Below are 18,915 nucleotides of genomic sequence, written 5' to 3' on the forward strand. Positions count from 1 at the left end.
CTCCGGTCAGGGGTTACGAATAGAAGCTCTGCGCCAGCGAGCCAAGCAGCAGCTGCCAGCCATCGACCAGCACGAACAGCATCAGCTTGAACGGCAGCGAGATGGTGGCCGGCGGCACCATCATCATCCCCAGCGCCATCAGCACGCTGGCGACCACCAGGTCGATAATCAGGAACGGAATGAACACCGTAAAGCCGATCTGGAAGGCGGTTTTCAGTTCGCTGGTGACGTAGGCGGGCAGCAGGATGCGCATCGGCACCGCTTCCGGGCCGGCCAGCGGCGGCTGATTGGCCAGTCTGGCGTACAGCGCCAGATCGGTTTCGCGCGTTTGCCGCAGCATGAATTCGCGCAGCGGCTGCGCGCCTTTATCCAGCGCGACTTCCAGCCCGATTTTGTCCTGGCTGAATGGCAGATAGGCATCCTGATAAACCTTGTCGAACACCGGCGACATGATGAAGAAGGTCAGGAACAACGCCAGCCCCAGCATCACCTGGTTCGGCGGCGCCGACGGCGTGCCCAGCGCGTTGCGCAGCAGGCCGAGCACGATGATGATGCGGGTGAAGCTGGTCATCATCAGCAGCATGGCGGGCAAGAAGGTCAGCGAGGTCAACAGCACCAGCGTCTGCACCGGCAGCGACCAGCTTTGGCCGCCGTTGGCCAGCGGCTGGCTGATCAGCCCCGGCAGTTGTGCAAAAGCCGCCGGGCTGATCAGCAGCAGGGCGGCAGGGAGCCAAACCGCCGGACGGCGGACGAGGGTATGAAGAGTCGAGGTCATGCCGATTTTTCCGGGCGTTTCAGAACTTTTTGCATCAGTTGGCGGAAGTCCGCCGGCGTCGCCGCGTTGGCCTCGCCTTCGTCTTTCGGCGGGGCGGGCAGGGTGTGCAGCGGGGTGATCTGCTGGGCGGTGACGCCCAAGACCAGCAGGGTGTCGTCGACTTCCACCACTACCACGCGTTCGCGCTGCCCGACCTGGCAACTGGCGCGCAGGTTGAGCAGTTTGTTGTTGCGCGCCTGCGGGGCGAACCCCAGCCGACGGAACAGCCAACCGGCCAGCAGGATCAGCAGCAGAATGCCGCCGAGCGCGCTGCTGACCTGCATCAACACCGAACCGGCCGGCAGGGCCGGCGCGGCGGGTTGTTGGGTGCTTTGCACGGTAACGGGCGCGGCGGCGGTCATCAGCGGCTCAGTCGACGCATGCGTTCGGACGGGGTGATGATGTCGGTGATGCGCACGCCGAACTTGTCGGCCACCACCACCACTTCACCTTGTGCGATCAGGTAACCGTTGATCAGGATATCCAGCGGTTCGCCGGCCAGGCCGTCCAGCGCCACCACCGAACCCTGCGACAGGCGCAGCAACTCTTTGATGGTCATCTTGGTGCGCCCCAGTTCCACGGTCAGCTTGACCGGAATATCCAGGATCAGGTCGATATCCTGCAGGCTGCCGAGCGCATCCTGAGCTTCCAGCGACTTGAACACCCCTTCGGTGCTCGCGCCGGATTTCTCTGAAGACTGCTGCTCGTTAAACGCATCAGCCCACAGATCGTCTACGGATTCCTTTCCTTCGCCAGACGGTTGCTTAGGATCACTCATTGGGCTGTTCCTCACTCAGAGCATTCAAAATAGGGTTAATCAAATGTTCAACACGCAGGGCGTATTGCCCGTTCAACGTGCCGTATTGGCTGGTCAGAACCGGTACGCCGTCCACATGGGCGATCAGGCGTTCCGGCTTGTCTATCGGTAATACATCGCCCGGTTGCAGCTTCAGGACTTTCGACAGCCGCATCGGGATATCGACGAAGTTGGCGATCAGCTCCAGTTCGGAGTGCTGCACCTGCTTCACCAGCGTTTCGCGCCAGTGGCTGTCTTCCTGCCGCGAATTTTCCAGCGGCGGGTTGGTCAACAGCTCGCGCAGCGGTTCGATCATCGCGAAGGGAATGCAGATGTTGAACTCGCCGGTCAGCGCGCCGATCTCCACCTGGAACGGCGTGGTGACCACGATGTCGTTCGGCGAGGTGGTGATGTTGGTGAACTTCACCTGCATTTCGGCGCGCACGTACTCTACGTCGATCTTGTAGATGGCGCTCCAGGCGTCGCCGTAGGCGTCCAGCGCCAGACGCAGCATGCGCTTGATCACCCGTTGTTCGGTCGGGGTGAATTCGCGGCCTTCGACCTTGGTCGGGAAGCGGCCGTCGCCGCCGAACAGGTTATCGACGGCGATGAACACCAGGCTCGGCGCGAACACGAACAGGGCGGTGCCGCGCAGCGGATTCAGATGCACCAGGTTCAGGTTGGTCGGCACCGGCAGGTTGCGGGCGAACTCGTGATACGGCTGGATTTTGATCGGGCCGACGGTAATGTCCGGGCTGCGGCGCAGCAGGTTGAACAATCCCATGCGGAACTGCCGGGCAAAACGTTCGTTGATAATTTCCAGCGCGTGCAGGCGCTCGCGCACCACGCGGCGCTGGGTGTTCGGATCGTAAGGCTTGACCTCGCTCTCTTTGCCGACCACCGCCTCGGGTTCATCACCCGCGCTGTCGCCGTTGAGCAAGGCGTCGATCTCTGCCTGTGAAAGAATGCTATCGCCCATAGTGATTACCGCAGTATGAAGGCGGTGAACAGCACGTCGCTGACCACCTGCTTCGGTTGTCCCTTAACCAGCGGCGGGCTGAGCACATCCTTAATCTGCGCCACCAACTGTTGCTTCCCTTGTTCATTGGCCAACTGGCTCGCTTCCTGGCGGGAAAGCAGCATCAGCAGACGGCTGCGCACTTCCGGCAGAAAATCGTTCAGCTGGCGGCGGGTACTTTCGTCCGGCAGACGCAGCGTGAGGCCGATGTACAGCACGCGATCCGGGTTGTTGTCCGGCGTCACCAGGTTGACGGTAAAGGTGTCGAGCGGCATGAACACCGGCGCCGCCGGCGGTTGTTCTTTGACGGCGGCCGGTTCGGCGCCGTTTTTATGCTGTTGCAGCAGCCACCAGCTGTAGCCCGCGGCGCCACAGGCGACGACGCTGATCAACACCAGCAGGATGACCAGAAGGGGGCGTTTCGGTGCTGCCGGAAGGGAGTTCTGAGACATAGCGAAATCTAATTCCTGTTGTTCCACCCGCGGCCGGCGAGGCGGCGGGCATCGCGCGCGGCAAAGCCGCACGCATGACATGTAAAGGTATTATCGCGTCTATTGTGGCGTGCAATAGCCTGAATAGACGCGCAAATGGGTGCCAGCTTGGGCGTTTGCGGCGGCTCAGGCGAAAATATCGACGCCGTTGACCGCGCTGGCCATACGCTGCAGCGCCGCCGGTGCGCTGACGCCCTCGGCGGCTGCGCCGTCAGCGCCATGATGTTCAGCATAACTGGAACGGCCCTGGCCGTTGGAAGCCTGCTGTTGCGCCTGCTGCCAGTGCGGGGTGGACTCGCCGCCCACGCTGCTCTGCCCCAGGTTGATACCGCTCTCCGCCAGCGCGTGCCGCAGCTGCGGCATCGCCGCTTCCACCGCCGCACGCACCTGGCCGTGCGCGGAGGCGATGTGCAGCTGCGCCTGCTGGTCGTCCAGTTTCAGCGTGATCTGCAAGGCGCCCAGTTCCTGCGGGTGCAGGCGCAGCTCGGCGCTCTGCTGGCCGTTGCGGTGGAACATCAGCACCTGTTGGTTCAACGCCTGCTGCCACTCCGGGCTGCCCAGCTGCGCGTTGAGCTGCGGAGCCGGCGGTGCCGTCACCAGCGCGCTGGCCGGGGCGGTCGTTTGCGTCGGGCTGGCGGCGGCCAGGGCGACAGCGTGATTGAGCGTCGGTTGCTGCTGCGCATCGCTCACCGGCAGCGGCTGTGCGGCGTTTGCGCGTTCACCGCTGGTCGGCTGCGTTGTCGCCGCGGCAGCGTTGTCGCCATCGGTAGCCGGCGTTTTCGCGCCCGTCACCGCCGGGGCGGGGGCCGCCGACGAGCGCGCGGCGGTGTTATCACCGGCCGCCGCGATGTTCAGCAGGCCGTTGCCGGGCTGCAGCGCAGTCGCCTCGTCAGCGTTTTCCATCGGCAGCGACCGTTGACCTTCGGCCGGTTGCGCCTGAGCGACGATCGCGGCCGGCAGCATGGCGTACAGCGCCTGCAGCGTCGCGGCATCCAGCTCTTTGGCGGCGACGATCGGCGGCTGCGCCGGTTTATCGCCGGCGGCGGGCGCATCGCCTTCAACGGCTTCAGAAGAAGGCGCGTCGGCTGAGGCTGACAGGTTCGGCAACAGGCCGCCGCGCTCGCCGAAGGTGGCCAGCAGCTGATTGAGCTGGTTGCGGCTCAGGGCCGGGGCGCGCTCCTCGTCCGCGCTCAGCGTGGCCGGCTGAGGTTTGCCATCGGCGGCGGGCGCGAAACGCGCGCCGAGCAGCTGGGCAAAAGCGGACGACAGCTGGCTTTCGTCCAGCGCCGAGGTCAGTTCGGTCAGACCGCCGGCGTCGCCGGGTAAGGCCAGGCCGGGCAGGGCGTTCAGATTCATGGGTTGATATTCCTTTGTGCGCTGCGTTGAGCGAATTCATCCATCAATTTTTGATCCCGTTTGTTCTCCTGCTGCTGCTCCGCGTTCATTGCGCGGGTATGCAGGGTTTCGAAAGCGTTCAGCCGCTGTTGTTTGTCTTGCCATTGCTTCACCGCGTGATCCACTTTCTGCCCCCACTGCAGCAGCTGCTGGCGGTGCTGGTCGATGGCCTGCTCCAGCGTGCCGATAAACTGCTGGTAGTTTTGCCAGCGTGAGCTGTCCATGCCGTCGCAGAGCGTATGATTCAGCTTCTGGCGGTATTCGTCCTGATAGTTGAGCAGCATCGACAGCTGCTGCTCCGCCGCCTGCTGCGCCTGCCGCACCTGGCCAAGCTGTTGCGCGGCTTGCTCCACCGCATCCTGCGCCAGATCGCGCAGGGTAATCAGGGGGGATTGTGATTTCATCGCTGTGCGCCTCTGGTGACGTTAAACAATCAACTGCTGCAGCTGTTGACAGGCTTCATCATAGCCGCTGCGTTCGAAGATACCCTGCTGCAGGTAGGCTTCCATCTGCGGATACAGCGTCATCGCTTTGTCCAGCAATGGATCGCTGCCCGCCGCGTAGGCGCCGACGCTGATCAGATCGCGGTTGCGTTGATAGCTGGCCAGCATCTGTTTGAAGGTGCGAACCCGGCGATAATGCTCTTCGTCGATCAGCGACGTCATGGCGCGACTGATTGACGCTTCGATGTCGATAGCCGGGTAGTGGCCGGCCTCTGCCAGCCGCCGCGACAGCACCACGTGGCCATCGAGGATGGCGCGCGCCGAGTCGGCGATCGGGTCTTGCTGATCGTCCCCTTCGGTCAACACGGTGTAGAAAGCGGTGATGGAGCCGCCGCCGCTGATGCCGTTGCCTGCGCGCTCCACCAGGGCGGGCAGCTTGGCGAAGACCGAAGGCGGATAGCCTTTGGTCGCCGGCGGCTCGCCGATGGCCAGGGCGATCTCACGCTGCGCCATGGCGTAGCGGGTAAGGGAGTCCATGATCAGCAGCACGTGCTGCCCGCGGTCGCGGAAATCTTCGGCGATGCGGGTGGCGTAAGCCGCCCCCTGCATGCGCAGCAGCGGCGACACGTCCGCCGGCGCGGCGATCACTACCGAGCGCGCGCGGCCTTCGGCACCGAGAATGTTCTCGATAAAGTCTTTGACCTCGCGGCCGCGCTCGCCGATCAGGCCAACGACGATCACATCCGCCTGGGTATAACGGGCCATCATGCCGAGCAACACGCTCTTACCAACGCCGGAGCCGGCGAACAGACCCATGCGCTGGCCGCGCCCGACGGTCAGCAGGCCGTTGATGGTGCGCACCCCCACGTCCAGCACCTGCTCAATTGGCGTGCGCTGTAAGGGATTGAACGGCGCGGTGATCAGCGGCGCGCGGTAACCGGTTTCCGGGGAGGGCAGGCCGTCGAGCGGTTTGGCGCTGCCGTCCAGCACGCGCCCCAGCAGGGCCGGGCCGAGCGGCAGCTGTTTGCCGGCGCTTTGGCCTTCCGGCGCGATGCGGGCGTAAACCCGCGCGCCCGGCACGATGCCTTCCACTTCTTCCAGCGGCATCAGGAACAGCCGCTGGCCGTTGAAGCCGACCACTTCGCTTTCCACTTCCTGCACCTCACCGGCGTCGTGCCGTTCGATGAGACAGGTCGCGCCGAGCGGCAGCTGCAGGCCGGTGGCCTCCAGCACCAGCCCGGTAGCGCGGGTCAGGCGACCGTAGCGGCGCACCGTCGGCGCGCGGGCGATGCGTTTTTCCAGCGTATCCAGAGAGCTCAGCCAGCGGCCGAGACGCGCGGTCATCAGACTTCTCCCGGTGCCGCCAGGCGGCACAGTTCATGCCAGCGCGTCGCCAGGCTGGCGTCGAGATCGCCTTCCTCGGCGCTGACCTTGCAGCCGCCCGGATGCAGTTCACCGTCCGCCAGCAGGCGCCAGCCGTGCAGGCTGAGGGTAACCCCCAACTGCTGCTCGACGCGTGGGTAGTCGTCCGGGTGGACCCGCAGCTGCGGCTTGCCGTTGAACATCGGCTCCTGTTGAATCAGCTGTTGGATCTGCGCGAGCAGGGCGGTGCCGTCGCACACCGGCGGCTGGCCCAGCACCTGTTTGGCGGCGGTCAGCGCCAGCTGCATCAACCGTGACGCGATCACGCTGTCGAGCGCGTCCAACGTGTGCTGGAATTCGGTGACCAACTGCTGCCAGTGGGCGGTCAGCGGCTGTTGCTGCTGCTGCGCTTCCAGCAGCCCTTGCTGACGGCCTTCCTCCAGTCCGGACTGAAAACCGGCCTCGTACCCTTTTTGCTGGCCGTCGGCATAGCCCAGTTGCTGGCCCTGTTGCTCCGCCTGCAGGCGCAGCGTCGCCAGCTGCTGCTGCAATTCGGCCTGCGCGTCCGGCGACGGATCGTCAAGTTCGAGATCCGGCAATGGCGGCAGCTCGAGAGCCGGTTTCTGTTCGCCCAAATCGTTGAGCGACCAGGGCTGCCAGGGCAGGGTGTTAATGCGATCAGACATAGGTGTCCTCGCCGCCGCCGATGATCATTTCGCCGGTTTCCGCCAGGCGTCTTACCACCAGCAGGATGGCTTTCTGCTCGTTCTCCACCTGCGACATGCGCACCGGTCCACGGTTGGCCAGGTCGTCGCGCAGGATGTCGGCGGCGCGTTGCGACATGTTCTTGAGGAACTTCTCGCGCAGCGGCTGTTCGGCGCCTTTCAACGCGATCAGCAGCGACTCGCCTTCCACTTCCTGCAGCAGGCGTTGGATGCTGCGATCGTCGACTTCCACCAGGTTTTCGAACAGGAACATCTCGTCGATGATCTTCTGCGCCAGCTCGCCGTCGTATTCGCGCATCGCGTCGATGACCGCTTCTTCCTGCTGGGTTTTCATCAGGTTGATGATTTCGGCGGCGGTGCGCACCCCGCCCATTTTGCTGCGCTTGAGGTTCTGGCCGTCGAGCAGGTTGTTCAGCACTTCGGTCAGCTCCGCCAACGCCGCCGGCTGCACGCCGCCGAAGGTGGCGATACGCAGCATCACGTCGTTGCGCAGGCGTTCGTCGAACAGGGCCAGGATGTCTGCCGCCTGGCCGCGTTTGAGGTGCACCAGAATGGTGGCGATGATCTGCGGGTGTTCGTCGCGGATCAGATCGGCGGCGCTCTGCGGCTCCATAAAGTTGAGCGTTTCCATGCCGGTGGTGGTCTCGCGCGATTCGAGAATGTCTTCCAACAGGCTGGCGGCGCGCTCTTCGCCCAGCGCTTTGACCAGCACCGAACGCAGATAGTCGCTGGCGTTGACGCTCAGCGCCGCGTATTGCTCGGCGTCGTCTTCAAACTCGGTCAGTATTTCGCCGAGCTGTTTGTGCGACACCTGGCTCATGCCGGCCATGGTGCCGCTCAGCAGCTGTACTTCGCGCGAGGAGAGGTGTTTGAACACCTCCGCCGCGCGATCTTCACCCAGCGTCATCAGCAAGATGGCGCTTTTGTCGGTTCCGGTCAGGCTCATATCTCGTTACTCATCCATTGGCGGATTACCAGAGCGACCACGCGCGGGTCTTTGTCAGCCAGATCGCGGATCCGCTGGCTCTGGACTTCTGCGCTGACGCGCTGCTGCGATTTGCGACGCTGCGCCAGCTCCTCGTTGCTCGGTTTGTTGCTGTCGGCCGCTTTGGCGGCAGGGGCGTTGGCGGCGGCGAGGGCGGCCTGTTGTGCGGCCTGGCGCTGTTGCAGCTGCGGCCGCACCAGTTTGCGCCACAGCAGCCAGGCCACCAGCAGCACCAGCAGATAGCGGCCCGCGTCGATCAGGCGATCGATAAACGACTGGCTTTGCCAGAACGGCAGTTCACCGCCGGTCACCTGAGCGTCGGTAAACGGTGTGTTGACCACGTTCAGGGTATCGCCGCGGCTGCTGGAGTAGCCCATCGCTTCACGCACCAGCGCTTCGATCTGCGCCAGCTGTTCTTTGCTCATCGGCTGCGGTTTGCCGTCTTTATCCGCGCCGAGGTAGTTGACCACCACGGCGACCGACAGACGCTGCACGGTGCCGGCTTTTTGCTGGGTATGACGGATGGTGCGATCGAGCTCGTAGTTGGTGGTCGCGTCGCGACGGGTATTTTGCGGCACGCCGCTGGCCGCCGCGCTGCGGGTGGTCGCGGCGTTTTGCGCGGTGGCGTTGGCGTTGTTGCCTGCCGCCGGCTTGGCGGTTTCAATCGGCGCCGTAGGCGGAGCGCTCGGTTGGTTGGACAGCGCGCCCGGCACGCCGCCGACCTGCGGCCCGCCGATCTGCTCGCTCAGGCTGGTTTGCTGGGAGCGGATAGCGGCTTTGTCCGGCTGCTGGTTCGGTTGGTACTGTTCATCGGTTTGTTCGCGCGTGGCGAAATCGATCTGCGCCGTGACCTGCGCACGCACGTTGGCGCTGCCGACCACCGGGGCGAGGATCGCTTCGATGCGGCGCTGGAAGCCGTTTTCCACTTCGTTGGCGTATTTCAGCTGCGAGGCGTTGAGATCGCGCCCGGTGCCGTCGGACTGGGTCAGCAGGCGGCCGGCCTGATCGACCACGGTCACGTTGCCCGGCGGCAGGCCGGCGACGCTGCTCGACACCATATAAACGATGGCGTTTATCTGGCCGTCGTCCAGCGCACGGCCGGGTTGCAGGGTGAGCGTTACCGAGGCGGAAGGGGATTTCTGTTCGCGCACGAACAGCGAAGGTTTAGGCAGCGCCAGGTGAACGCGGGCGTTTTGCACCGGCCCCAGCGATTCGATGGTGCGCGACAGCTCGCCCTCGAGGGCGCGCTGATAGTTAATCTGCTCGCTGAACTGGCTGATGCCGAATTTTTCCTGATCCAGCAGTTCGAAGCCGACGGCGCCGCCTTTCGGCAGCCCTTGCTGCGCCAGGCGCAGACGGGTTTCATGCACCTTTTCCGCCGGGATCAGCAGCGCCGCGCCATTCTCGGCAAAGCGGTAAGGGATATTCATCTGCGTCAACTGGGTGACGATGGCGCCGCCGTCGCGGTCGTTCAGATTGCTGTACAGCACGCGGTAGTCGGGGCTTTTCACCCACAACAGCAGCGCGACGACGATCGCGATCGCGGCGGAAGCGGCGACCAGCAACGGAATTTTCGGGTTGGCGCGCAGACGGTTCCAGATGGCCTGCAGGCCGTTGTCGCGGCTTTCGCCGGCGGTTATCGAAGCACTCATTTTAGGTCTCGTCCTTCAATGGCGCTCACGATCCCGTACGGGCCGCTGAGCAGCTCCCTGCCAGGCTGATGAACGGTATGGTTAGCGTTGTGTGACAAAACAGACTCCCTGATACACATATCTTCTAAATAGCGGCGCTCCCATTTCTGGGCAGGCCATTATTCGCCTTATCAGACAATTCCGATTGCCCGATAAGCCGGGTTTTTTGCAGTTAATTAACCGCTTTAGGTCCGAAAACGCTGTGCTAGGGTGTGCATCATTGGAGAAGTGCAGGGTGAAAACGTCACCCGGCGAGACGAGAGGATTGAGGACCAGATGGCGATTCAGGGCATTGAAGGGGTACTGCAGCAGATGCAGACCATGGCGGTTCAGGCCGGCAAGATGGGGCAGAATGCGGCGCCGCAGGGCGTCAGCTTCGCCAGCGAACTGACCGCGGCGCTCGGCAAGATCAGCGAGACCCAGCAAACGGCGCGCAAACAGGCGCAGGACTTCGAGCTGGGCGCGCCAGGCATCAGCCTGAACGATGTGATGGTCGATCTGCAGAAATCGTCGGTCTCTTTGCAACTGGGCGTGCAGGTGCGCAACAAGCTGGTGGCGGCCTACCAGGACATCATGAACATGCCGGTGTGATGAACGTGCCGACTATTTTTCGGTGAAATTTGGCTCGGCGCTGTTACCTTAGAGTGACGGCCAGTCCGACAATGCTGAAGCCGCAGCGCCAACCGAGGAAAAAAAACCAGCTATCGAAATAGCTGGCTGAAGGTGCGATAAAACATTTATGTCATGTAGGAGCGTCGACAGCCGCTCGAGGTGGCGTCAACGCGATTATCATATTTGTTATATTATAACAAATCAATGCTGTCGTGCATTTGCTTCAGCCCGCCAATTCCGCGATCCGCTGGTGGGCGTTCGCCAGCCCCTGATCGCGGCCGTGCGGTTTCATGTCCAGCCCTTCGGCATAGATGAATTGCACGTCGCCGATCCCCATCAGCCCCAGCACCGAACGCAGGTAGGGCGTTACGGCATCCGTCGGATGCCCGGCGTGCATGCCGCCGCGTGAACTGAATACCAGCGCATTGACGCCTTCCACCAACCCCACCGGGTAGGTGGCGGTATAGTTGAAGGTCATCCGGGCGCGAGCCACCAAATCGAACCAGTTTTTCAACTGGGTCGGGACGTTGAGGTTGTACATCGGCGCGCCGAGCAGCAGCAGATCGCTCTCTTTCAGTTCGGCAATCAGCTGGTTGGAGAGCGCCACCGCCGCTTTGGCGCGTGGGCTGATGTTTTCCGCGCCGCGCAACGCACCGAACAGCTCGCCGTCCAATACCGGCAGATCCAACGCCGTCAGATCGTGTTCGACGATCCGATCTTCGTGTCCTTTCGCCTTACGCGCCGCCAGATAGCGGTCAATCAGGTTATTGGTCTGCGAGTCATTTCCCATAATGCTGGATTTGAGTACCAGTATTTTTTTCATGCTGTTGTCCTCTGACGGTCATCTGTGGTTTTCACCGGGGATTCGGAATGACTGCAGGTTATCATTGCTTGAGGTTCACCAGTGGTGATAGGTTTTCACTAAATTGATTCCATATTGGCAACATTAAGATGAAAAGCGATCTGAGTGCGCTGCCGGCCTTTGTTGCCGTAGCGGAAGGCGGCAGTTTCGCCGCCGCCGCAGAGAAACTGCATCTGACGCGCTCTGCGGTCAGCAAAATCGTGTCGCGTCTCGAGGCTCGGCTTGGCGTGATGTTGTTTATGCGCACCACGCGCAGCCTGAGCCTGACGGATGAAGGGGCGCTGTACTATGAGCACTGCCGGCAGGCGTTGGCAAACATTCAGGCGGCGGAAAACCAGCTCGACAGCGGCAAGATGCAGGTCAGCGGCCGGCTCAGAGTCTCGGTGCCGGTGCTGTTCGGCCATTTGTGCATTGCGCCCGTGTTGACGGCGCTGGCGAATGAGCATCCCTTACTGACGCTGGAGATTTCATTCAGCGACCGCAGGATCGATCTCGTCGACGAGGGGTTCGATCTGGCGGTGCGCATTGGCGAGCTGGCGGACAGCGGCAGCCTGGTTGCCCGGCGCTTGGGCGAACACGGCATGCTGCTGTGCGCCTCGCCCGATTATCTGCAGCGCTGCGGTGAACCGAGAACGGTAGAGGCGTTAAGCCGACATCAGGCGGTGGGGTATCTGCATGCCGGGGCCGTGCTGCCCTGGCAGCTTCGCGGTGAAAACGGCGAGCTGCGGCCGTTCAGGCCACCGGCCAAGATGATGATGGATGACATGCAGGGGATCGTCGATGCGGTGTCCGCCGGCGCCGGCATTGCCTGGCTGCCGGAGTGGCTGGTGCGCGAGCGCTTGATGGCGGGGACGTTGGTGGAGATCATGCGCGGTGAGTCCAGCCTCAGTTTCCCGGTGAACGTCGTGTGGCCCTATATGCCTTACCAGCCGCTCAAGGTGCGGCTGGCGGTAGACAAGCTGGTGGCGGAGCTGCCGGGAAAATTGGCGCTTGCGGCACCGTGGGTATCGCATCGCTAATGGCCGGTTCCACAACCGACTAATGTACCGAATAGAGGGCAGAAAATGGTGCTGTCAGGTTTATTGAATGCGCAGGTGACCGTTTATTATGACGTGATTAGTAGGGTTATTATTCGAGGCCGGTCAATGAGCACGAAAAGCGAATCCAGATGGCGTCTGATCAGTATTTTAATGTTGGCGCTGCTGGCGGTATTAATTGGCGTTCTGGTTAAACTGGACTGAAGTCTGACCAGACGATAAAAAGCCTGGCCGTTTTATTGTGCGGCCAGTAAACGCATCATCTCTTCTTCATTCAGTAAGGCTAACAGCCACAACCCCAACAAAATTATTGCCAGAGAAAATAATCGCTTTTCATTACGCATCATTTAATTCGCTGTTCGGCGGATGGGCGTTGCTTAGCGTATCTCAGTGGTGTTACAACCGTTAGGGACTTGTGTTAAATAAAGCCATTTTGTTGCGCGTCTATTTATGTTTCTCCGGCGACCATCGCCTCAACGCCCTGAGAACCGGGTTCCATAATCCTTTGATGGCCGCGAATGGCGGTAGGCGCGAAACCGAAGCGTTTGCGAAAACGTTCGGCGAAACGCGATGCGCTTTCATAACCCACATGTTGCGCGATGGCGGAGATCGGCCAGTCGGTCGACTGCAGCAGGGCCAGCGCGCTACTCATGCGCACGTCGATCATCAGATTGCGCAATGCGGTATTTTCCATCGACAGTTTGCGGCGCAACATCACTTCACTCATCGACAGGCTTTCCGCGACTTTGGCCGCCGTCCAAATGCTGTGCGGGTCGGTCGCCAGGCAGCGGCGCACGCGTTGCGTCAGATCCTTGGCTTCGTTGTGAATAAAGCGAATGCCGAATTGGGCCAGCCACAGCAGAATTTCCAGCATTTTGTGCCGCACGATGATGGTGGGAAAGCGTTGCCGCAGCGTCAGCGCCAGACCGGTGGTTTCAAAACTGTGCTTGAGGGCGCAGGGCAGGTTGCGCAGCGCCAGGACGGCCTCGAACGGCATCGGCGCCGGCGTTTCCTCCGCCGGAGGTTGGACGGTGAGCAACAGGGGATCGCAGGTCAGCAACTGGCAGCTGAATACGCCGTCTTCGGACGGGCCGTTAATAATGTCCACCGTTTGCCCGCCGTCGATAATCAACAGCTCGCCGGGATGAGCGACCACTTCGTGTTGTTGCCAGCGTACGCGCTTATGGCCTTGTTGTATCAGATACAGATGTGGTTGCTCAAAATAGACTGAAGGGAATAATAATTCAGTATGCTGAATGATGTGCGCTGAGGCGCCAATTCCAGGACAGAGATTAATTGTACGTTCCATCGATATTCATTTCGCAGCCATTATCTGAGAATATCTTTACGCTTTGATCAGCGTTGGAGCAACATTTTTCCATGGGCCGTGAAACACAGCGGCGTGTTTTATCTATCAAAAATCAATTTCCTGCTGAACAGAAAACGTCCGTGTCGGGATGATGTTTATCCATTAAAGTGAGAGCCAGGCTCGAAGCGCGCATTTTACCAATTACCCATAAACTGAATAATTCAAATGCCATAGATTAATATCCTAACGTAACCCGAGGGTAATAGCGCATAGTGCTATTTAATCCATTTTCGTCAGTATTGTCGATCTTATCGGACCTGTGGTTCCCCCAGCAACAGCGCACGATCATGAAACTGGCCGTAGGTATTGTTGACCACGTTCTGGCGCGTGGACTGTTCGATCAGCATCTTCAGCTCATCCATTCGCTGCTGTAACAGACGCTTGAGCTCGGTTTCGTTGTCGAGGATCTGTTGCAACTTATTGCGCAACATCTCCTGCAGCGCCATGGACGGGCCGGCTTGCCCGGTAAAGGCGGCGGTTTTCTCCACCGCCGTCACGTAAGCGAATTCGAGCTCGACGAGCTCCTCCCAGCGCCCGGTTTGCGCCAGCGCGATCATCTGGCTGCTCAGGCTATAAATTTGTTGATAAGCGGCTAACAGCTGCTGTTGACGTTCCATTACACGGCGTCCTGCGAAGGTTGGTAGTTAGGGCCGATCTGGCGCCAGGCGTCGGCGATGTTTTCCAGCAGTTTAACCACTTCGGCGATCGCCGCTTCGTCGTTGTGCAGGTTGGCCTGCATCAGTCGACGCTTCATGTAGTCGTACAATGCCGCCAGATTTTCGGCGATCTCGCCGCCCTGCTGAGGGTCGAGGCCACTTTTCAGGCCGTTGTCGATGATATTGATGGCTTTGGACAGCGCCATGCCTTTGCCGGCGATATCGCCCTGGTTCATCAGGATGCGTGCGCGAAGCAGGGCGCTGAGCGCCCCGTCGAACAACATCACGATTAACTGGTGCGGGCTGGCGCTCATGGCGCCGCTTTCCAGACTGACCTGTGCATAGGCCTGAGTGCCGCTACGGTTATACATGCTGTTTTCTTTACCTTGTTAAAGGGTTACTTGAACTGTTGAGCCAAATAGTTACTGGTGCCGTTCATTTTCGACATCATGGTATCCAGCTGAACGAACTGTTGTTTATAACGATCGATGGTGTTCTGAATGCTGGCGGTGACCGTTGTGATCTGGCTGTTCAGGCGATCGAGGTTGGTGTTGATGCTTTTGGTCGAGTTCTCGATGATGCCGCCGGATTTGATGTAGCTCTGGATCTCGTTGTGGATCTCGGTGGCCATGCCGGTGTCTTTGCCGTTACCGACGAAGAAGTTGCTGACTTGATCCGGCTTCTCATCCATCGCTTTCTTCAGCTTGGCGCTGTCGATTTCCAGCTTGCCGGTTTTGGTGTTGGTGGAAATGCCGAGGTTGCCCAGGCCTTTTAACTCCGGGTTGTCCTGGGCTGCGCTCAGCGCGCTTTTGATCGACGACTGAATGCCGCGCAGGGTGTTGTCGCCCAGCAGCGGGCCGTTGGTTGGGTTTGGCGCTTCGCCGGTTTTCACCGGGGTGAACTTGGACAACGCGTTGAAGGTGTCCAGCAGCGAGTTATAGCTGTCGACCCACTCTTTGATCTTGTCGGTGGTGCCGGCGGTGTTGGTGCTGATCACTAGATGTTGCGGTTCATCGGTTTTGGTTTTGGTTTTCAGATCGATGGTGACGCCTTGCAGGGCATCGCTGATCGAGTTGGTGCTGCGCTTGATAGCGGTGCCGTTCACCGTCAGCTCAGCATCCTGCGGCGCGACCGTCTGCTTCATGGCGGTGCCGGTGCCGCGGGTAGCGTTGTAGTTCAGGATATCGCCCAGTTGGTCGTCGTTATCGACCTGCAGAGAAATCTTGTTGTTTTCGCCGGTGGTGGAGGAGCTGATCGCCAACTGATAGTCGTTGTCGCCGACGCGCATGATGCTGGCGGTGACGCCGGCTTTGGCGCCGTTGATGGCGTCGCGCAGCTCAACCAGCGAGGTTTGATCGTCGCTGAGCGGGATTTTGGTTTCTTTCGGCGGGTTGCCGGCGGTGATGGTCAGGGAGCGGTCTGTCACGCCTTCAGCGCCCAACTTAGCGCCCTGGTCGCTGACTTTCGCCTGGGTGGTCAGGGTTTGCGCCTGCGCCAGTTTGTTCACTTCCACCACATAGTTGCCCGGCACCGCCTTGGCGTTGGTGGTGATCTTGAAGGCGTCGTGTTCTGTGGCGGTGGTGGCCTTGAAGAAATCTTCTTTCGCCATCTCTTTGCTGAGATTGTCGAATTTTTCCAGTGCGCCTTTCAACGTGCCGTAACCGGTCAGCTGGGCGTTGTAGCTGGATTGCTTGGTGGTGTAAGGGGTCAGGCGCTGTTGTTCCGCTTTGGTCAGCTTATCCAGCAAGCCATTGAGGTCGAGTCCTGAGCCGAGACCTAATGAACTGATCGTTGCCATGAGTAATTCTCCTTGATTATGACTTTATTCGCTTTACGCGTTATCGGCCCAGTGGTGAAAAAGTTTACCGAAAAAAACAAAAAAACGATGGCGCAATAGAGGAGGGAAAAAGCGCGTTATTTCCGCCATTGCAACGGGCGCAAAAAATTTTAAAAAATTGCTAAAGGTTGTTAGGGGAGGGCCGATACCTGAGGGGACGGTGGTTGACGCCGTGGGCAAACAAGCCCGAACCTTTTAACCGTGTTGCGAAGAACGCAACTGACTCGTAAGGAAAGCAAACAATGGCACAAGTAATCAACACTAACAGCCTGTCTCTGATGGCGCAGAACAACCTGAACAAATCTCAGTCTTCTCTGGGCACTGCGATTGAGCGTCTGTCTTCCGGTCTGCGTATCAACAGCGCGAAAGACGATGCTGCGGGTCAGGCGATCTCCAACCGTTTCACCGCGAACATCAAAGGCCTGACTCAGGCTTCCCGCAACGCCAACGACGGTATCTCTCTGGCGCAGACCACTGAAGGCGCACTGAACGAAGTTAACGACAACCTGCAGAACATCCGTCGTCTGACCGTACAGGCGCAGAACGGTTCCAACTCCACCAGCGACCTGAAATCCATCCAGGACGAAATCACTCAGCGTCTGTCTGAAATCAACCGTATCTCCGAGCAGACTGACTTCAACGGCGTGAAAGTGCTGAGCAGCGATCAGAAACTGACTATCCAGGTTGGCGCTAACGACGGTGAAACCATCGATATCGATCTGAAAAAGATCGACGCTAAAGAGCTGGGTCTGGATACCTTTAATGTGACGACCAAAGGCAACAAAGTTGGTTCTCAGATCGCTGATGGCGCAACTATCAAGTATGACAACGCAGGTACCGTTGGCGATGCTAAAGTTGACGCATCTGGTCTGAAGGCGAATGAGAAGCTGGTATCAGGTTCTGATAAAGATGGCAAAACCATCTACATGGTCGAAACCACTGCCACCGACGGTAAAAAATCTTACGTTTCAGCGACTCCAACCTTCACTGCAGGTACTGGCGGTGCAGCTGATACCGTGAAATTTGCTGCAAGCACCACTGCAGTGGACATTCCTGATCCGCTGGCTACCCTGGACAAAGCGCTGTCTCAGGTTGACGGTCTGCGTTCTTCCCTGGGTGCGGTACAGAACCGTTTCGATTCTGTTATCAACAACCTGAACAGCACCGTGAACAACCTGTCCGCTTCTCAGTCCCGTATCCAGGATGCTGACTACGCGACCGAAGTGTCCAACATGAGCCGCGCCAACATCCTGCAACAGGCTGGCACCTCTGTTCTGGCACAGGCTAACCAGTCTACTCAGAACGTCCTGTCCCTGCTGCGTTAATCGTCTCTCCCGATTAACTGTCGCAAAGAAACCCCGCTTCGGCGGGGTTTTTTTATGCTCGCGCACCGCGCGGTTATTACATGGCGCAAATAAAGCCCGTTTTGTGCGACTGTTCAGCCGATTGGCATTCCGCCCCCTACGCATAATAGCGCTGACTCTCTTATCCGCAGGTTTAAGACATAGTGAGCGATCTGTATACCGCCGAAGGCGTGATGGACAAAAATTCTCTCTGGTTGCGCTACGTGCCGTTAGTGCGCCACGAGGCGTTGCGCCTGCAGGTCAGGCTGCCCGCCAGCGTGGAGCTTGACGACCTGTTGCAGGCCGGGGGAATCGGGCTATTAAACGCCGTTGAGCGTTATGACGCCCTACAGGGAACCGCCTTTACCACCTATGCGGTGCAGCGCATTCGCGGCGCGATGCTCGACGAGTTGCGCAGCCGCGACTGGGTGCCGCGCAGCGTGCGGCGCCACGCGCGCGAGGTCGCGCAGGTGATGCGGCAACTGGAACAGCGTTACGGCCGTCCGGCGAGCGAGACGGAAGTGGCGCAGACGCTGAACATCTCGCTGGATGAGTACCGTCAAATTCTGTTGGACACCAATAACAGCCAGCTTTTCTCCTACGACGAATGGCGCGAGGAGCATGGCGAGAACGCGGAACCGATGCTGGAAGGGCATGAAGAGGCCAACCCGCTGCATCACCTGTTGGAAGGCAGCCTGCGCCAGCGGGTGATCGACGCCATCGAGGCGTTGCCGGAGCGCGAAAAAATGGTGCTGACGCTGTATTACCAGGAAGAGTTGAATCTCAAAGAGATCGGCGCCGTGCTGGACGTGGGGGAATCCCGCGTCAGCCAACTGCACAGTCAGGCGATCAAACGGCTGCGCGCGCGGCTGGCGAACGATACCTGACGGCGGAGCGCCGCCCCCAACTCGATGACTCATGCGACAATCGGACTGCCCCTTATGCCAGGAATACTGTTGAAGAAACGGCCGCTTAGCCGTTACCTGAAAGACTACAAGCACAGCCAGACCCATTGCTCCCAGTGCGGCAAACTGTTGGACCGCATGGCGCTGGTGTTTCGCGGCAAGATAATCAATAAAGAAGCCATCGCGCGCATGGATCAGCCGATCGACGATGCGGTCTGGCAAAACGTGCAGCACGAGCTGACCGCGCTGTGCCGCTTTTGCAGCGAGATTTCCTGCAACAGCCACCCGAGTTATTTCGACATTATGGCGTTCAAGCAGTATCTGTTCGAACAGACCGAGATGAGCCACAGCACCATTCGCGAGTACGTGGTGCGGCTGCGCCGGCTGGATGAAATGCTGGTGGCGCGGAATTACCCGGCGGACAAATTCGCCAACAGCGCCAGTCATCAGCGCATCATCGACGATCTGCCTACCGCGGCGCACAACAACTACCGCATTGCGCTGCGCAAGTACGATCAGTATCTCGCCTGGCAGCGCAGCTACTGAGACTTTCCCCGGCCGCTGGGCCGGGGTC

At 60.1% G+C, this 18,915-nt stretch carries 21 protein-coding genes; 5 read left to right on the forward strand and 16 right to left on the reverse strand.

The window, feature by feature from the left end:
- Positions 1–13: 13 nt before the first annotated feature.
- The 11 genes from fliP to fliF all read right to left on the reverse strand — a co-directional run bounded on the left by fliP (position 14) and on the right by fliF (position 9,681).
- Positions 14–775, reverse strand: a complete 762-nt coding sequence (gene fliP / locus ACMGF9_RS09115) for a flagellar type III secretion system pore protein FliP (RefSeq protein WP_004934802.1) — start codon at positions 773–775, stop codon at positions 14–16.
- Positions 772–1,176: a flagellar biosynthetic protein FliO gene (gene fliO / locus ACMGF9_RS09120; protein WP_088381695.1), complete on the reverse strand. Its 405-nt coding sequence runs from the start codon at positions 1,174–1,176 to the stop codon at positions 772–774. Before fliO ends, fliP begins: the two co-directional genes overlap by 4 nt.
- Positions 1,176–1,592, reverse strand: coding sequence for a flagellar motor switch protein FliN (fliN, locus tag ACMGF9_RS09125; RefSeq protein WP_004934799.1), 417 nt, complete (start codon positions 1,590–1,592; stop codon positions 1,176–1,178). The genes fliO and fliN overlap by 1 nt, the downstream gene beginning before the upstream one ends.
- Positions 1,585–2,589 (reverse strand): flagellar motor switch protein FliM, encoded by a 1,005-nt coding sequence (fliM, locus tag ACMGF9_RS09130; RefSeq protein ID WP_004934798.1) that lies wholly within the window; start codon positions 2,587–2,589, stop codon positions 1,585–1,587. The genes fliN and fliM overlap by 8 nt, the downstream gene beginning before the upstream one ends.
- A 5-nt stretch (positions 2,590–2,594) precedes the next feature.
- Positions 2,595–3,080: a flagellar basal body-associated protein FliL gene (gene fliL / locus ACMGF9_RS09135; RefSeq protein ID WP_015378245.1), complete on the reverse strand. Its 486-nt coding sequence runs from the start codon at positions 3,078–3,080 to the stop codon at positions 2,595–2,597.
- Positions 3,081–3,245: 165 nt separating this feature from the next.
- Positions 3,246–4,475: a flagellar hook-length control protein FliK gene (locus ACMGF9_RS09140; protein WP_075684505.1), complete on the reverse strand. Its 1,230-nt coding sequence runs from the start codon at positions 4,473–4,475 to the stop codon at positions 3,246–3,248.
- Entirely contained in the window at positions 4,472–4,918 is a 447-nt protein-coding gene (gene fliJ / locus ACMGF9_RS09145) for a flagellar export protein FliJ (protein WP_004934783.1), read from the reverse strand. Before fliJ ends, ACMGF9_RS09140 begins: the two co-directional genes overlap by 4 nt.
- Before the next feature lie 21 nt (positions 4,919–4,939).
- Positions 4,940–6,301 carry a flagellar protein export ATPase FliI gene (gene fliI / locus ACMGF9_RS09150; RefSeq protein ID WP_004934781.1) on the reverse strand — a complete coding sequence of 454 codons (1,362 nt, stop codon included), beginning with the start codon at positions 6,299–6,301 and terminating at the stop codon, positions 4,940–4,942.
- Positions 6,301–7,005, reverse strand: a complete 705-nt coding sequence (gene fliH, locus ACMGF9_RS09155) for a flagellar assembly protein FliH (RefSeq protein WP_004934780.1) — start codon at positions 7,003–7,005, stop codon at positions 6,301–6,303. The genes fliI and fliH overlap by 1 nt, the downstream gene beginning before the upstream one ends.
- A complete protein-coding gene (gene fliG, locus ACMGF9_RS09160) occupies positions 6,998–7,990 on the reverse strand; it encodes a flagellar motor switch protein FliG (RefSeq protein ID WP_004934775.1) in 993 nt (330 codons plus the stop codon). Before fliG ends, fliH begins: the two co-directional genes overlap by 8 nt.
- The gene (fliF, locus tag ACMGF9_RS09165) at positions 7,987–9,681 is read right to left on the reverse strand and encodes a flagellar basal-body MS-ring/collar protein FliF (RefSeq protein WP_075684503.1); all 1,695 of its coding nucleotides are present in this window, start codon (positions 9,679–9,681) and stop codon (positions 7,987–7,989) included. Before fliF ends, fliG begins: the two co-directional genes overlap by 4 nt.
- Before the next feature lie 315 nt (positions 9,682–9,996).
- Between fliF and fliE the strand changes: the two genes are divergently transcribed.
- On the forward strand, positions 9,997–10,311 hold the full coding sequence (gene fliE, locus ACMGF9_RS09170) for a flagellar hook-basal body complex protein FliE (RefSeq protein WP_004934773.1): 315 nt from the start codon (positions 9,997–9,999) through the stop codon (positions 10,309–10,311).
- Positions 10,312–10,555: 244 nt separating this feature from the next.
- Here fliE and ACMGF9_RS09175 read toward each other — a convergent pair whose 3' ends face one another.
- Positions 10,556–11,155 carry an FMN-dependent NADH-azoreductase gene (locus ACMGF9_RS09175; protein WP_021504082.1) on the reverse strand — a complete coding sequence of 200 codons (600 nt, stop codon included), beginning with the start codon at positions 11,153–11,155 and terminating at the stop codon, positions 10,556–10,558.
- A 128-nt stretch (positions 11,156–11,283) separates the two neighbouring features.
- Here ACMGF9_RS09175 and ACMGF9_RS09180 point away from each other — a divergent pair, with 128 nt between their 5' ends.
- Positions 11,284–12,213 (forward strand): LysR family transcriptional regulator, encoded by a 930-nt coding sequence (locus tag ACMGF9_RS09180; protein ID WP_015378240.1) that lies wholly within the window; start codon positions 11,284–11,286, stop codon positions 12,211–12,213.
- A 466-nt stretch (positions 12,214–12,679) separates the two neighbouring features.
- Here ACMGF9_RS09180 and ACMGF9_RS09185 read toward each other — a convergent pair whose 3' ends face one another.
- The 4 genes from ACMGF9_RS09185 to fliD form a co-directional block, all read right to left on the reverse strand.
- Positions 12,680–13,540, reverse strand: a complete 861-nt coding sequence (locus ACMGF9_RS09185) for a helix-turn-helix transcriptional regulator (protein WP_015378238.1) — start codon at positions 13,538–13,540, stop codon at positions 12,680–12,682.
- A gap of 308 nt (positions 13,541–13,848) precedes the next feature.
- A complete protein-coding gene (fliT, locus tag ACMGF9_RS09190; protein ID WP_004934765.1) occupies positions 13,849–14,217 on the reverse strand; it encodes a flagella biosynthesis regulatory protein FliT in 369 nt (122 codons plus the stop codon).
- Positions 14,217–14,627, reverse strand: a complete 411-nt coding sequence (gene fliS, locus ACMGF9_RS09195) for a flagellar export chaperone FliS (protein WP_004934758.1) — start codon at positions 14,625–14,627, stop codon at positions 14,217–14,219. The genes fliT and fliS overlap by 1 nt, the downstream gene beginning before the upstream one ends.
- 26 nt (positions 14,628–14,653) lie before the next feature.
- On the reverse strand, positions 14,654–16,054 hold the full coding sequence (gene fliD, locus ACMGF9_RS09200) for a flagellar filament capping protein FliD (RefSeq protein ID WP_049240601.1): 1,401 nt from the start codon (positions 16,052–16,054) through the stop codon (positions 14,654–14,656).
- Positions 16,055–16,335: 281 nt separating this feature from the next.
- Here fliD and ACMGF9_RS09205 point away from each other — a divergent pair, with 281 nt between their 5' ends.
- From ACMGF9_RS09205 to fliZ, 3 genes are all read left to right on the forward strand, one after another.
- On the forward strand, positions 16,336–17,418 hold the full coding sequence (locus ACMGF9_RS09205; RefSeq protein ID WP_021504080.1) for a flagellin FliC: 1,083 nt from the start codon (positions 16,336–16,338) through the stop codon (positions 17,416–17,418).
- 182 nt (positions 17,419–17,600) lie between these two features.
- Entirely contained in the window at positions 17,601–18,323 is a 723-nt protein-coding gene (locus tag ACMGF9_RS09210) for an RNA polymerase sigma factor FliA (protein ID WP_004934752.1), read from the forward strand.
- Positions 18,324–18,377: 54 nt separating this feature from the next.
- Positions 18,378–18,887: a flagella biosynthesis regulatory protein FliZ gene (fliZ, locus tag ACMGF9_RS09215; RefSeq protein ID WP_004934751.1), complete on the forward strand. Its 510-nt coding sequence runs from the start codon at positions 18,378–18,380 to the stop codon at positions 18,885–18,887.
- Positions 18,888–18,915: the final 28 nt, after the last annotated feature.

Origin of the sequence: Serratia sp. BNK-23, assembly GCF_047456145.1 — a bacterium.
In the GTDB taxonomy this organism is placed as follows: Bacteria; Pseudomonadota; Gammaproteobacteria; order Enterobacterales; family Enterobacteriaceae; genus Serratia; species Serratia nematodiphila.